The 13,826-nt window shown below is 67.6% G+C and carries 13 protein-coding genes and 1 tRNA gene; 9 read left to right on the top strand and 5 right to left on the bottom strand.

Going from position 1 to position 13,826, the window contains the following annotated elements; all coding sequences use genetic code 11:
• Positions 1-178 precede the first annotated feature (178 nt).
• The 9 genes from BG61_RS08035 (at position 179) to loiP (ending at position 8,187) form a co-directional block, all read left to right on the top strand.
• Positions 179-949: a GntR family transcriptional regulator gene (locus tag BG61_RS08035; RefSeq protein ID WP_035938018.1), complete on the top strand. Its 771-nt coding sequence runs from the start codon at positions 179-181 to the stop codon at positions 947-949.
• Complete coding sequence (mdcA, locus tag BG61_RS08040) at positions 946-2,607, top strand: malonate decarboxylase subunit alpha (RefSeq protein ID WP_035938016.1); 1,662 nt, start codon at positions 946-948, stop codon at positions 2,605-2,607. The genes BG61_RS08035 and mdcA overlap by 4 nt, the downstream gene beginning before the upstream one ends.
• Positions 2,608-2,612: 5 nt before the next feature.
• Positions 2,613-3,506: a triphosphoribosyl-dephospho-CoA synthase gene (locus BG61_RS08045; protein ID WP_035938180.1), complete on the top strand. Its 894-nt coding sequence runs from the start codon at positions 2,613-2,615 to the stop codon at positions 3,504-3,506.
• A 12-nt stretch (positions 3,507-3,518) separates the two neighbouring features.
• Positions 3,519-3,836, top strand: a complete 318-nt coding sequence (locus BG61_RS08050; RefSeq protein WP_035938014.1) for a malonate decarboxylase subunit delta — start codon at positions 3,519-3,521, stop codon at positions 3,834-3,836.
• Entirely contained in the window at positions 3,833-4,681 is an 849-nt protein-coding gene (locus BG61_RS08055; RefSeq protein WP_035938013.1) for a biotin-independent malonate decarboxylase subunit beta, read from the top strand. Before BG61_RS08050 ends, BG61_RS08055 begins: the two co-directional genes overlap by 4 nt.
• Positions 4,678-5,532: a biotin-independent malonate decarboxylase subunit gamma gene (gene mdcE, locus BG61_RS08060; protein WP_051672368.1), complete on the top strand. Its 855-nt coding sequence runs from the start codon at positions 4,678-4,680 to the stop codon at positions 5,530-5,532. Before BG61_RS08055 ends, mdcE begins: the two co-directional genes overlap by 4 nt.
• Positions 5,529-6,182, top strand: a complete 654-nt coding sequence (locus tag BG61_RS08065) for a malonate decarboxylase holo-ACP synthase (protein ID WP_035938011.1) — start codon at positions 5,529-5,531, stop codon at positions 6,180-6,182. The genes mdcE and BG61_RS08065 overlap by 4 nt, the downstream gene beginning before the upstream one ends.
• Entirely contained in the window at positions 6,179-7,123 is a 945-nt protein-coding gene (gene mdcH / locus BG61_RS08070; RefSeq protein ID WP_035938176.1) for a malonate decarboxylase subunit epsilon, read from the top strand. Before BG61_RS08065 ends, mdcH begins: the two co-directional genes overlap by 4 nt.
• 314 nt (positions 7,124-7,437) lie before the next feature.
• On the top strand, positions 7,438-8,187 hold the full coding sequence (loiP, locus tag BG61_RS08075) for a metalloprotease LoiP (RefSeq protein WP_035938009.1): 750 nt from the start codon (positions 7,438-7,440) through the stop codon (positions 8,185-8,187).
• An 80-nt stretch (positions 8,188-8,267) separates the two neighbouring features.
• Here loiP and BG61_RS08080 read toward each other — a convergent pair.
• The 5 genes from BG61_RS08080 to BG61_RS08100 form a co-directional block, all read right to left on the bottom strand.
• Positions 8,268-8,361, bottom strand: a tRNA-Ser gene (locus BG61_RS08080).
• A 197-nt stretch (positions 8,362-8,558) separates the two neighbouring features.
• Positions 8,559-9,809, bottom strand: a complete 1,251-nt coding sequence (locus BG61_RS08085; protein ID WP_035938007.1) for an aspartate kinase — start codon at positions 9,807-9,809, stop codon at positions 8,559-8,561.
• Between the two features lie 363 nt (positions 9,810-10,172).
• Entirely contained in the window at positions 10,173-11,630 is a 1,458-nt protein-coding gene (tilS, locus tag BG61_RS08090; RefSeq protein WP_035938006.1) for a tRNA lysidine(34) synthetase TilS, read from the bottom strand.
• A gap of 43 nt (positions 11,631-11,673) precedes the next feature.
• Entirely contained in the window at positions 11,674-12,645 is a 972-nt protein-coding gene (locus tag BG61_RS08095; protein WP_035938004.1) for an acetyl-CoA carboxylase carboxyltransferase subunit alpha, read from the bottom strand.
• Positions 12,646-12,764: 119 nt separating this feature from the next.
• Positions 12,765-13,802: a DNA-3-methyladenine glycosylase family protein gene (locus BG61_RS08100; protein ID WP_035938002.1), complete on the bottom strand. Its 1,038-nt coding sequence runs from the start codon at positions 13,800-13,802 to the stop codon at positions 12,765-12,767.
• Positions 13,803-13,826: the final 24 nt, after the last annotated feature.

Below are 13,826 nucleotides of genomic sequence, written 5' to 3' on the forward strand. Positions count from 1 at the left end.
AATACGAAATCAATACGGAATCAATACGAAGTGGCGACGAATCGCCTGCGAATCCGGCGACGCGCCCGCTCATCCCGATGGGCGGGCGGCTGAGAGAAAGCACCGAAATAGCAAAAGTGCATTTTTATATATAATATTTAAACACCACTTCGCGACAAGTCCGCACTTATACCTAGCCATGTCCACAGACAAAGCCGACGCGCTTGCCGCTGCGTCGTTCCGCAACGCGCAGTTCGAGCCGCGCCAAAGCACCTCGCGCTTTATCGCGGATGCGTTGCGCACGGCGATCGTCGAAGGCTCGCTGCTGCCGGGCGAGCCGCTGCGGCAGGATGCGATCGCGCGCCAGTTCTCGGTGAGCGCGATCCCGGTGCGCGAGGCGTTCCGGCAGCTCGAAAGCGAAGGCTGGGTCACGATCGAGCCGAACCGCGGCGCGTCGGTGAGCTTGCAATCCGCCGACGAAGCGCGCGAGATCTACGAGATCCGCGCATCGCTCGAAAGCCTTGCGATCGGCATTGCGATCGAGCAGCACACGCCCGAGACGCTCGCCGAATGCCAGAGGCTCCTCAAGGCCGCCGCGAACGAACCGGACCCGGCCCTCTACGTCGTGCGCAACGAGCAGTTCCACATGAGCCTCTACGCGCCCGCCGGCCGCCCGCGCCTCATGGAGCTGATCGGGCAGATGCACCGGCGCGGCGAGCGGTACCTGCGCGTGAAGTTCGGCTTGCCCACGTTCAAGGGCCAGTCCGACGCCGAACACCAGGCGATCTACAAAGCGCTCTGCGCCCGCGACACCGAGGCGGCGCAGCGGCTCGTCGCGCGTCATTTGCTCGCAACGGGCGAACTGGTCTATCGTTTCCTGAACGAAGCGCAGGCGTTCGCCCAATCCAGCTACGCGAAGAAGCGCCGCCGCAGCGCCCGGCCCTCCTCCACTCGTCAAGGCAGGCAATGAATTCGTCCGATCCAAAGCCGCGGCAATGGAACACGCGCGCGCAGGAGAAAGCGCGCCGTCTCAAGCTGATCGAGCCGTGGCTCGATGACGGCTTCCTGAAAGCCGAGCGCATCGTCGATGCGCTCGAAGCACTGATCGCACCGGGCGACCGCGTCGCGCTCGAAGGCAACAACCAGAAGCAGGCCGACTTCCTGTCGCGCGCGTTCGCGAAGGTCGATCCGGCGCGCGTGCACGACGTGCACCTGCTGCTCTCGAGCATCAGCCGCCCCGAGCACCTGACGCTCTTCGAGCGCGGCATCGCGCGCAAGGTCGACTTCTCGTTCGCCGGTCCGCAGAGCCTGCGTGTCGCGCAACTGCTCGAGGACGGCCAGCTGGAGATCGGCGCGATCTATACGTACATCGAGCTCTATGCGCGCATGTTCATCGACCTCACGCCGCAGGTGTCGCTCGTGTGCGCGGTGCAGGCGGACCGCGCGGGCAACCTGTACACGGGCGCGAACACGGAAGACACGCCGACCATCGTCGAGGCGACCGCGTTCCGTCACGGCATCGTGGTCGCGCAGGTGAACGAGATCGTCGACGTGCTGCCGCGCGTCGACATCCCCGCCTCGTGGATCGACGTCGTGGTCGAGGCGGACCGGCCGTTTGCCGTCGAGCCGCTTTTCACGCGCGATCCGCGCCACATCGGCGAGCTGCAGATCCTGATGGCGATGATGACGATTCGCGGCATCTACGAGCGCTACGGCGTGACGACGCTCAACCACGGCATCGGCTTCGATACCGCGGCCATCGAGCTGCTCCTGCCGACCTACGGCGAATCGCTCGGGTTGAAGGGCAGGATCTGCACGAACTGGGCGCTCAATCCGCATCCCACGCTGATCCCCGCGATCGAAAGCGGCTGGGTGGACAGCGTGCACTGCTTCGGCAGCGAAGTCGGCATGGAGCAGTACATCGCGGCGCGCCCGGACGTGTTCTTCACGGGCCGCGACGGCAGCCTGCGCTCGAACCGCGTGCTGTGCCAGCTCGCGGGGCAATACGGCGTCGATCTGTTCATCGGCTCGACGCTGCAGATGGATGCCGACGCGAATTCGTCGACCGTCACGCTCGGCCGGCTCGCCGGCTTCGGCGGCGCGCCGAACATGGGCCACGACCCGCGCGGCCGGCGCCATCCGAGCGAAGCGTGGCTCAAGCTCATGAAGAGCAACGGCCCGAACGCGGCCATCGCGCGCGGCCACAAGCTCGTCGTGCAGACCGCCGAGACGTTCAAGAAAGGCGGCGAGCCGACCATCGTCGATGCGCTCGACGCGATTGCCGTCGGCGAGAAGAGCGGCATGCCGATCGCGCCCGTCATGATCTACGGCGACGACGTGAGCCACGTCGTGACCGAAGAAGGCATCGCGTACCTGCATGCGGCCGAAGGCGTCGAGGAACGGCGCGCGGCGCTCGCGGCGGTCGCGGGCGTGACGCCCATCGGCATGCGCGCCGACGCCGCAAGGACGGCCGAGCTGCGCCGCCGCGGCATCGTCGCGTTTCCCGAGGACCTCGGCGTGCGCCGCGGCGAGGCGAAGCGCACGCTGCTCGCCGCGCGCAGCATCGACGATCTCGTCGCCTGGTCGGGCGGGCTCTACGAGCCGCCCGCCAAATTCAGAAGCTGGTGAACACGATGCCCGCAGCCCTGCCCCTCCTGTGCAACGAATCGCCCGATGCGCTTGCCGACCCGCTTACCCTCGCCGACTGCGCCGTCGACGCGCTGATCGACGAAGCCTGTCTCACGCCCAAGCCCGCGCTCGTCGATGCGCGCGGCAGCGGCGCGCACCGCGACCTCGATCTCGACACGATGCTGCGCTCCGCCCACGCGCTTCGTCCGACCTTTCTCGCGATCGCCCGCGCGTCGCTCGACGAGCCGCCGTCGCAGGCGCTGCGCGAACGGCTCGCGCGCATCGGCCGCGACGGCGAGCATGCGATGCTCGCGGCCACCGGCGGCAGCAACGCGCATCGCGGCGCGATCTGGGTGGTCGGCCTGCTGTGCGCGGGCGCCGCGACGAATGCGCCCGGGGACAGCGAAGCCATTTGCGCCCGAGCCGCCGCGATCGCGCGTTTCGACGACCGCTTCACGCCGCGCGCCGCGCAATCGAGCCACGGCGCGCGCGTGGCGGAGCGCTTCGGCGTCGCGGGCGCGCGCGGGGAAGCGCGCGCGGGCTTTCCGCACGTGCTCGGCGTCGGACTTCCCGCGCTCGATCGCGCGCGTGCCTCGCTTACCTCGAATCCATCCCGGGACCCCGCGGGCGAAAGCCATGCGCGCCTCGACACGCTCATCGCGATCATCGCGTCGCTCGACGACACGTGTCTCTTGCATCGCGGCGGCATCGCGGCGTTGCGCGCCGCGCAGCACGGCGCGCGGCGCGTGATCGAGGCGGGTGGTGTCGCAGCAGGCGCAGGACGCACCGCGCTTGCCGAACTCGACCGCACCCTCGTCGCGCTCAACGCATCGCCGGGGGGCGCAGCTGACCTGCTCGCCGCGACGCTCTTTCTCGACAGCCTGCGGCGCCTCAACTGAAGAGGGACGAACATGGAAAACATCCGCTACGAATATCCCGCCGCGCGCCCCGTTGCGCGGCGCGCGCATGTCGGCGTCGTCGGCTCGGGCGACCTCGAAGTGCTGCTCTCCCCTTCGGGCACGCAGCACGCGGAAGTCGTGATCCGCACGAGCGTGGACGGCTACGGGCACGTCTGGAAAAGCGTGCTCGACCGCTTCTTCTCGCGCTACGACGGCGCCGCGAAAATCGAACTCAACGACTTCGGCGCGACACCCGGCGTCGTCATGCTGCGGCTCGCGGAAGCGGTCGAAGCAAGCGAACCCGGCAACGCGCAAGGAGACAGGCGATGAGCGCGCACGACGTGTTCATCGCGCGGCACAGCTTCATCGAACTGACCGCGCGCGAGCGCGCCCGCGCGCTCCTCGATCCGGGCACCTTCCGCGAGCTGCTCGGCCCGTTCGACCGGCTGGAATCGCCGTGGCTCGCGATGCAGAACGTCGTCTGCCAGTCCGATGACGGCGTGGTGATCGCGCGCGGCGCGCTCGGCGGGGAGCCGGCCGTGATCGCCGCGATCGAGCCGGCGTTTCAGGGCGGCAGCATCGGCGAAGTCTCGGGAACCAAGATCGCGGCGGCGCTCGAACTCGCCGCGAGGGAATTCGACGCGGGCCGCACGATCCGCCCCGTAATCCTGTTCGAAACCGGCGGCGTGCGCCTGCAGGAGGCGAACCTCGGCCTTGCCGTGATCGCGGAGATCCATGCGGCGATCGTCGCACTGCGGCGGCATGTGCCGGTGGTCGGCGTGATCGGCGGGATGGTCGGATGCTTCGGCGGGATGTCGCTCGCCGCGGCGCTCTGCACGGAACTCGTGATGACACGGCAGGCCCGGCTCGGCATGAACGGGCCGGAAGTGATCGAAGAGGAAGCGGGCATCGCGGAACTCGATTCCGGCGACCGGCGGCTCATCTGGTCGATGATCGGCGGCGAGGAGCGCGTAGCGGTCGGGCTCGCCGATACGCTCGCAGAAGACGATACCGGCGAGGTGCGCGACGCCGTGCTCGCCGCGTTCGGGCGGGGCGTGCCGGCGAGCCACCGCAGCGAACAGGTAGAGCGGCAGCTGGAGAGGCTCGCGCGCGTGAATCCCGACGCCATCGATCCCGAATCGCTGCGCGCGCTCTGGCAAGGAGACGCACGATGAACGGCCTGCATTCACGCGGCAAGACATGGTTCGATGCGTTGACCTCGCGCGCCGGCGGGGAGCAAGGCGGCCCGGTGCGTGCCGCCGACGCGCCGCTCGGCGGCGAACGCGCACGCTTCATCGCGGTCGTGCCCGATCCGCTCAACCGCTTTGTCCGCGCGCGGGACAACGTCGTCGGACTCGAACAGGGGTGGCACCTCGCACGCGCCGTTCGCGAGGCGCTCGAAGCCGACCGCGACGCGACGCACAAGCGCCCGCTCATTGCGATCGTCGATGTGAAGAGCCAGGCTTACGGGCGCCGCGAGGAACTGCTCGGCATCCATCTCGCGTGCGCGGGCGCCGTCGATGCCTATGCGAGCGCGCGGCTCGCGGGGCATCCGGTGATCGCGCTGATCGTCGGTCCGGCGATGTCGGGCGCCTACCTCGCGCACGGCTATCAGGCCAATCGCATCATCGCGCTCGATGCGCCCGGCACGACCGTCCACGCGATGGGCAAGGAAGCGGCGGCGCGCGTCACGCGGCGCAGCGTCGAGGGGCTCGAAGCGCTCGGCGACACGGTGCTGCCGATGTCCTACAAGATGAGCGCCTACGCGAAGCTCGGGCTGCTGCACGAGCTGATCGACGGCGTCGATGCGGACGCGCCCGCCGCCGCCGACATCGAGCGCGTAAGGGCTTCGCTCATCGCGGCCGTGGCGGATGCGCGCAGTGGTCCGCGCGACCTGTCGAACCGGCTTGCGTCCGCGGATGCGAAGCGCACGCGCGCCGCGTCGATCGAAGCACGCAGGCGCCTTGCCGAGCAATGGGATCAGGACCCGGATCAGGACCCGGGCCAGGACCGGGACGCGACGTGAAACCGCATGACCTGTTGCGGCTGCGCACGGACACACCGCCTTTCGCCGGCGCGCCCGCCTGGGTCGCCGCAGCACTGGCGCGCGCGCCGTATGTCGTCGTGCGCCGCGCGCGGCGCGAAGGCGACACGATTGCCGTCGGCGTGCGCGGCCGCGCGCGCAACGAGCGCTTCGGCGCGTGGCTCGATCCGCGCCATGCGGCCGAAGTGATTGCGCCCGAAGACCTGCGCCACGCCGCCCCGCGCGCCGGCCATGACGATCATGGCGCTCGTCACGAACGCGCCGCCCTGCCCGCGTTCGAGCTCTTGCGCGCCATCGCGCCGCTGCTCGATGCGGGCGGCCACGCGTGGGGACCATCGGGCAGCGCGGGCTTCGAGCTGGCGAGCGGCGTCGAGACCGTCACGCCGACGAGCGACCTCGATCTCGTGCTGCGCGCCCCCGCACCGCTCTCCCGCGAAGAAGCCGCCGCCCTCTTCGAAGCCCTTTCGAGCGCCGCACGCGACGCGGGCACCCGCGTCGACGTACAGGTCGAAACGCGCGACGGCGCGTTCTCGCTCGCTGAGTTCGCGCGCTCGACCCCGCGCGTGATGCTGCGTTGCGCCGATGGCCCGAGGCTCGTCGCCGATCCGTGGGACGCGGAGCGCACGGCGTGATCGCGTTCCTGTTCCCCGGCCAGGGCGCGCAGGGTGCGGGCTTCCTGCATGCACTCGGTGGCCCGCTGCCGCATCCGGTTATCGCCGAGACGTTCACCGAAGCATCCGATGTGCTGGCACGCGACGTGTCCCGCCTCGATGACGCCGGCGCACTGCGCTCGACGGTCGCGGTGCAGATCGCGCTCCTCGTCGCGGGCGTCGCGGCCACGCGCGCGCTCTGCGCCGAAGGCATCGGACCGGATGCGGTCGCGGGCCTCTCGGTGGGCGCGTACGGCGCGGCGGTCGCGTGCGGCTCGATTGCATTCGACGACGCCCTGCGCCTCGTTCAGCTGCGCGCGCAACTGATGGAGCAGGCGTATCCGTCGGGCTACGGGATGCTTGCCGTCGTCGGACTGAACGAGCGCGAGATCGGGCGCGCGATCAGCGAGAGCGGCGCGAAGGCGTATATCGGCAATCTGAACGCGCCGCGCCAGATCGTCGTATCCGGCAGCGACTCCGCGCTCGAGCGCGTGCGGCAGCGCGTCATCGCAAGCGGTGCGCGCAAGGCCGAGCGGCTCACGGTGAACGTGCCTTCGCATTGCGAACTGCTCGACGATGCCGCGCAGCAACTGATCGCAGCCGCCGCGAAGATCGGCTTCGCGGCGCCGCGCATTCCCTACATCGGCAATCGGGGCGCGCGCGTGCTGCGCACGGCCGAGGCCGTGCGCGACGACCTCGCGACGAACCTTCGCTATCCGGTGCGCTGGCACGACGCAACGGTCGTGCTGCGCGAACTCGGTGTACGCGTCATGGTCGAGATGCCGCCCGGGCACACGCTGAGCCAGCTTGCGGCCGAAGCGTTGTGCGAAGGATCGCCGATCGCGGCGATCGCGGTGGAACAGTCGTCGATCGGCGATGCCGCCGCGCGCATCAGAGCGGAATGCACGCGTAACGCCGACTGAAACGCACTGCCCCGACCGGCGCGCCACCTGCGCGCGCACCGGTTGCAACACGCCTTCCACGACTGAACCGGTCCGTCACCTCGTCGCTTTGAGCCCGTTCGCGGCTCGCCTTCCTTCGTTTGCTAACATATGCCTTACTGAATTCGCAAAAGACAGGCACGACATCGGCCGCCGGATTCGACGCGCGCGATGCGTCGCGAAATAGGAATTTTCCGGTAGTGCTTCCCTCTGCTTGTGTCGACCATTCCGCGCTGGCCCGCGAGAACACCTCGCGCACGCCGGTAAAGACACTTTCCAACACAGGTAGGCTCACAATGAAACTGAATCGTTTCCTTCTCGCGGCATCGACGTGCGCGATGCTCGCCGGCTGCGCCGGCATGGACCCCAACGCGCTCGTGCAGTCGGGCCAGCTCGCGACGCAGGCGGCCATGCTCTCCGACGCCGACGTGCGCGCGCTCTCCGACAAGTCGTGCGCGCAACTGGACAGCGAAAACCAGATCGCCCCCGCGAACAGCCCGTACGCGCAGCGGCTCGACAAGATCGCCGCGCAACTGGGCAACAACATCAACGGCGTGCCGGTCGTCTACAAGGTCTATCTCACGAAGGACGTCAACGCATGGGCGATGGGCAACGGCTGCGTGCGCGTCTACAGCGGCCTGATGGACATGATGAACGACGACGAAGTGCGCGGCGTTGTCGGTCATGAAATGGGGCATGTGGCGCTCGGCCACACGAAGAAGGCGATGCAGGTCGCGTATGGGACGTCCGCAGTGCGCTCGGTCGCGGCGTCGGGAACCGGCATGATCGCGAGCCTGTCCGCGTCGCAGCTCGGCGATCTGTCCGAGAAATTCGTCAACGCGCAGTTCTCGCAGACGCAGGAAACCGCCGCCGACGATTATTCGTTCGACATGCAGAAGAAAAAGGGACTCGATCCGTCCGGTCTCGTGACGGCGTTCAACAAGCTCGCGCAGAAAGACGGCGGCACGTCGAGCCTGCTCAGCTCGCACCCGGCATCGCCGGCGCGAGCCAAGCACATTCAGGATCGGATTGCTTCGGGTAAGTAATCGGACGCGATAAGCGGTCGCGAACCCATAAACAAAAACCCCGCAGAGCCTTGACTCTGCGGGGTTCTCTCTGCCATCGCTGGCGGAGACGGAGGGATTCGAACCCTCGATCCAGGTTTTGGCCCAGATGCTCCCTTAGCAGGGGAGTGCCTTCGACCTCTCGGCCACGTCTCCCAAACTTTCGGTCGCGCAGGGAGTCAGCGCGACGAAGCCAAGATAATAGCGGGTTCGAACGCGCCGGTCAATTTCGCAGACGATTTTTTTCAACCATCGAATGCATGCCCTGTGCGTCGAAACCCATCACGGCCGATCGTGACAGTTCGCAACGGTGACGGCCCGCGAGCCGTCATCGTTGCTTCAGGCAGCCCGCTTCAGGCGCGGTCGAGTTCGAACGCCTTGTGCAGCGCGCGCACTGCGAGCTCGGTGTACTTCTCGTCGATCAGCACCGAGATCTTGATCTCCGAAGTCGAGATCATCTGGATGTTGATGCCCTCTTCCGACAGCGTGCGGAACATCGTGCTCGCGATCCCCACATGCGAGCGCATGCCCACGCCGACCACCGACACCTTCGACACCTTCGGGTCGCCCAGCACACGCTCGGCCTTCACGTGGTCCTTCACCTGGCCGTTGAGAATGTCCAGCGCGCGATGATAGTCGCCGCGGCCCACGGTGAACGTGAAGTCGGTCTTGCCGTCCACGCTCTGGTTCTGGATGATCATGTCGATGTCGATGTTCGCATCGGCCACCGGGCCCAGGATCTGATACGCGACGCCGGGCTTGTCGGGCACACCCATGACGGCGATACGCGCTTCGTCGCGCTGGAACGCGATGCCCGAAATCACTGCTTTTTCCATGTTCTCGTCTTCTTCAAAAGTAATCAGGGTGCCCGAATGCATTTCCTCTTCGAGCGACATCAGCGGGTCGGTCAGGCTGGAAAGCACCCGCGTCTTCACCTGATATTTGCCGGCGAATTCAACCGACCGGATCTGCAGCACCTTCGATCCGAGGCTCGCCATTTCCAGCATTTCCTCGAAGGTCACGCGGTCGAGCCGGCGTGCTTCTTCGACCACGCGCGGATCGGTGGTATAGACACCGTCCACGTCCGTGTAGATCAGGCATTCGTCCGCATCGAGCGCCGCTGCGATGGCGACGGCCGACGTATCCGAGCCGCCGCGCCCGAGCGTCGCGATATGGCCATCCGGATCGACGCCCTGAAAGCCCGTGATCACGACGATCTTGCCTGCGTCGAGATCGGCGAGCACGCGCGCGCCGTCGATTTCGCTGATGCGCGCCTTCGTGAACGCGCTGTCGGTCTTGATCGGCACTTGCCAGCCGGCGTAGCTCACGGCTTCGAGGCCTTCGGCGTGCAGCGCGATGGCGAGGAGCCCGACGCTCACCTGTTCGCCCGTGGAGGCGATCATGTCGAGTTCGCGCGGCTTGGGGTCCGGCGTGATTTCTTTCGCGAGGCCGAGCAGGCGGTTCGTTTCGCCGGACATCGCCGAGGGCACGACGACCATCCGGTGGCCGGCCTTGTGCCATTTCGCGACGCGCCTGGCGACGTTCTTGATGCGCTCGACCGAGCCCATCGAGGTGCCGCCGTATTTATGTACGATGAGTGCCATTGTCGTTTTGAACTGGAGGGAAAACCGCGCTGAAGCGCTACTTGCGTTGCGATCGACGACTTCTGGGTGGCGTTGAAATTAGCAACAAAAACAAGGATGCCGCTCGCGCGAGTGCTCGTGTGAGTCTTCGCAGGAAAGTGCGGTTCCGGCGGCAAAAAACGCGTCTTTTGGACGGAAATGCTGCGCAAAACGCACGGCGGACAAACGAGTAAACGTACCCGATCGGGGCTCAAAACACAAGCCGAAACGGGCTTGGGAGGCCGCTTGCGATTTGCTTCGCGGCCCGGTTTCGGCCACTGCGCGCCGCCGTTGCGGGCGCCCGTTGCGCATTGCGCAAATCAGCACGCGATCATCGCACAATGCTCACGCAAGCAGCAGGTCCGGCCGCCAGACGATGCGCCGGCAAGGTCCGTGCGTGCCGGAGACCGCGTCTCGATTCACGCCGATCAGGGGCACGAACAGCAGTGCGTCGCCGATGAACACGAGCGGCACGTCACGCTTCCAGGCCGGCACGCCGCGCTCCTGAAAGAGATTCTTGAGCGTGCGGCCCGGCGCGCCCGCGGCGAGCCGCATCCGCTCCCCGCCCGCACGCGAACGCGCGCTGAGCGGCGCGGCGCGCAGCACGCTTTCGGCGATCGCGTCGCTGGAAGCATTGGTATCTGCGGCATCTGCAGCGTCCACGGGTTCGAACACGAGCGTGCCGCGCCATTGCGGCAGATGCCACACCTCTTCGCCCGCCCATTGCAATTCGACCGGCGCTCTCGCAATGGCCGCGCCTTCGTCGAGATCCGGCGCATCGGCGCTGTCGCCTGCCTCCCAGTAGACCGCGCCGCGGTACGCGCGCAGGCAATGCCCCGCGTGGTCGATCCGCAGCGCATGGCCGTCGCGCGCGCTGCCTGCGTCGCGCAACTGGCGCAGCATGTCGGCGATGCGCGCCGTCGATGCCGCCGGCAGCCCGCACAGGCGCGTCCAGTAGCGCAGCAGATTGATTGCGCGCTCGTCGTCGAAAGCGAGCAGCGCGTCGAGCGCGAGGGCGCCCTCCTCGTCGCGATGGTCCCGCCGGGCGCCCGCAAGATCGATGCGCGCGAGGTCGTCGAGCAGACGCTGCGCCGACGCCGCGTGCGACGCCGTGCGCGCGAGCGCATCGCGAAAACCGGGGAAGTGCACGGCGAGCACGGGCAGCACCTCGTGCCGCAATGCGTTGCGCGCATAACGCGTATCGAGATTCGAGTCGTCGTCGATCCAGTTCAGGTCGCGCTCGTGCGCGTATTGCTCGAGCTGCGCGCGCAGCAACTCGAGCAGCGGGCGCACGCGCGGTACCGGCAGCGCACCGTCGAGCGTCTGCGGCGCCATCGCGGCGAGCCCCGCCACGCCCGCCCCGCGCAGCAGTTGCAGCAGCACCGTTTCGGCCTGGTCGTCCGCGTGATGCGCGAGCCAGAGGGCAGCTGCGCCATGCTCGGCGCAAAGCTCGTCGAGCGCGCGATAGCGCGCATCGCGCGCGGCCGCTTCGAGGCTCTCGCCACCCGCGCGCACCACGTCGACATTGCGCGCGGCAAAGCGCACGCCGAGCGAATCGGCGAATGCCTCGCCATGCGCGGCCCACGCATCGGCATTCGGACTGAGGCCGTGGTGCACGTGCAGCGCGACAACGCGCGCGGCGCCCGCGCAGCGCACGGCCGCATCGAGCAGCACGGTCGAATCGAGGCCGCCGCTCAGGGCAACCGCGAACGTCGAATCGGGGGCGCCCGGCACGCGACCGAGCGCCGCGCGCACCGCCTCGATCACGAGGCGGCTGGCGGGAGTATCGGTGTCGGAAGTCACGGTAGAGGTGGGCGGATGCAACCCGCCGGTGAAAAGGCGCCGTTCAGGCGCCCGGTAGCGTTTCCTTGAACTTGCCGTAGGCCATCAGCTTCTCGAAGCGGCGCTCGCGCAGATCCGGCACGCTCATGCCGTGGAACTGGCGCAGCGAGTCGGCGAGCGCGCGGCGCAAGAGCGCGGCCATGCCTTTCGGATCGCGATGCGCGCCGCCGAGCGGCTCGTTCACGATCTTGTCGATGAGATTGAGCGCCTTCAGGCGATGCGCCGTCAGCCCGAGCGCCTCGGCCGCTTCGGGCGCCTTCGCCGCGCTCTTCCACAGGATCGACGCGCAGCCTTCGGGCGAGATCACCGAGTAGGTGGAGAACTGCAGCATCAGCACGCTGTCGGCGACGGCGACCGCGAGCGCGCCGCCCGAGCCGCCTTCGCCGATGATCGTCGTGATGATCGGCGTCTTGAGCTCGGCCATCACGTACAGATTGCGCCCGATCGCTTCCGACTGCCCGCGCTCTTCCGCGCCGATGCCCGGATACGCGCCGGGCGTGTCGACGAACGTGAAGATCGGCAAGCCGAACTTCTCGGCAAGGCGCATCAGCCGCTCGGCCTTGCGATAGCCTTCCGGACGCGGCATGCCGAAATTGCGCAGCGCGCGCTCCTTCGTGTCGCGGCCCTTCTGATGGCCGATCACCATGCACGGCTGGCCGTTGAAGCGCGCGAAACCGCCGACGATCGCGAGATCGTCCGCGAACGAGCGGTCGCCATGCAGCTCGTGGAAATCGGTGAAGAGTTCGCTCACGTAGTCGAGCGTATAGGGACGCTGCGGGTGACGCGCGATCTGCGAAACCTGCCAGGGCGAGAGGTTCGCGTAGAGATCCTTCGTGAGCTGCTGGCTCTTCTTCGACAGCCGCTCGATTTCTTCCGAAATATCGACAGCGGAATCGTCCTGAACGAAGCGCAATTCTTCAATCTTCGCCTCGAGTTCAGCGATCGGCTGCTCGAAATCCAGAAACGTGGTCTTCATTTGTTCGAATCCTAGGGGCATCGGGCAGCGCGTATTCTAACCGCGCCGGTCCCGGACAAAGTCGGGTCGCAACTATCAATTATAAGATAACGATAGCGGCTGCCGCCGCTCGGGTGTTTTCAGTGACCCGCGGGCGCCGGATCGAGGCTGCGCCACATGTACCACGTCGCGACCGTGCGCCATGGCTCCCAGTTCGCCGCGACCTCGCGCGCCTCGCTCCTCGTGACCGGCTCGCCGCTGAAGTAATTGACGCTGATCGCCTGGATGAGGCCGAGGTCGTCGAGCGGCAGCACGTTCGGGCGCGACAGGTTGAAAATGAGGAACATCTCGGCCGTCCACCGGCCGATGCCGCGAATCTGCGTCAGCTCGCCGATCACGGCTTCGTCTTCCATCGACGTCCAGGCGTCGACGTGCAGCGCGCCCGACACGAAGTGCTTGGCGAGGTCGAGAATGTATTCCGACTTGCGCTTCGACAGTCCGCACGCCTGCAGCTTTTCGTGGCCGAGCCGGATGAACTGCTGCGGCGCGAGCTTCGCGCAGGCGGACTCGACGCGCTCCCAGATGGTCTGCGCTGCGCGCACTGAAATCTGCTGGCCGACGACCGAGCGCGCGAGCGTCGTGAACGGATCGTCGCGATTGATCAGGTGAACGGGGCCGAACCTCGGAATCAGCTTCTTCAGGATGCGATCGCGTTTCACGAGATCGGCGCATGCCTTGTCCCAGTACTCGGGCCGCGTGACCTCGGGCGCGAGTCCGCCGATCTGCACGGGCACGGCCGCGTCGGTCGTGACCGCGCGCGACTTGCGCACGAGCTCGCCCTCGTGCTGCGGATCGGGCACGAGCGCCTGGGCCGGCGCGCCGTCATCGGCGGCAAGGGCGCCGTTGGCCTTCCTGCGCGATACGGGCACCTGCGCCGACACGGGCACCTGCGCCGCGCCCATCTTGCGCACGCGTACCGCGCCATTCGCGCGAGCGGCGCCCGCGACGCCATGAGCCGCGCCCTTCCTCGCGACGCTCTTCTTCGTCACGTCTGCGGCTGCGCCGTTGACTGCCTTCACTGACGATTTGACCTGCATGCGCCGCGTGCTCTTGGTTGCGGGCGCTGCATTGCTTGCGGACGCGGCTCGTTTCGCCGGCGTCTTCCTGGCCGTTGCCATCTTGCCTCCTGCCTGGCGAGTCGA

The sequence above is a fragment of the Caballeronia glathei genome (assembly GCF_000698595.1).
GTDB lineage: Bacteria > Pseudomonadota > Gammaproteobacteria > Burkholderiales > Burkholderiaceae > Caballeronia > Caballeronia glathei.

Excerpts from the sequence above, each read along its gene's own strand:
- loiP (WP_035938009.1), top strand. The coding sequence starts at position 7,438 with ATGAAACTGAATCGTTTCCTTCTCGCGGCATCGACGTGCGCGATGCTC.
- BG61_RS08045 (WP_035938180.1), top strand. The coding sequence starts at position 2,613 with ATGCCCGCAGCCCTGCCCCTCCTGTGCAACGAATCGCCCGATGCGCTT.
- BG61_RS08055 (WP_035938013.1), top strand. The coding sequence starts at position 3,833 with ATGAGCGCGCACGACGTGTTCATCGCGCGGCACAGCTTCATCGAACTG.
- BG61_RS08050 (WP_035938014.1), top strand. The coding sequence starts at position 3,519 with ATGGAAAACATCCGCTACGAATATCCCGCCGCGCGCCCCGTTGCGCGG.
- BG61_RS08085 (WP_035938007.1), bottom strand. The coding sequence starts at position 9,809 with ATGGCACTCATCGTACATAAATACGGCGGCACCTCGATGGGCTCGGTC.
- BG61_RS08100 (WP_035938002.1), bottom strand. The coding sequence starts at position 13,802 with ATGGCAACGGCCAGGAAGACGCCGGCGAAACGAGCCGCGTCCGCAAGC.
- BG61_RS08095 (WP_035938004.1), bottom strand. The coding sequence starts at position 12,645 with ATGAAGACCACGTTTCTGGATTTCGAGCAGCCGATCGCTGAACTCGAG.
- mdcA (WP_035938016.1), top strand. The coding sequence starts at position 946 with ATGAATTCGTCCGATCCAAAGCCGCGGCAATGGAACACGCGCGCGCAG.
- BG61_RS08035 (WP_035938018.1), top strand. The coding sequence starts at position 179 with ATGTCCACAGACAAAGCCGACGCGCTTGCCGCTGCGTCGTTCCGCAAC.
- mdcE (WP_051672368.1), top strand. The coding sequence starts at position 4,678 with ATGAACGGCCTGCATTCACGCGGCAAGACATGGTTCGATGCGTTGACC.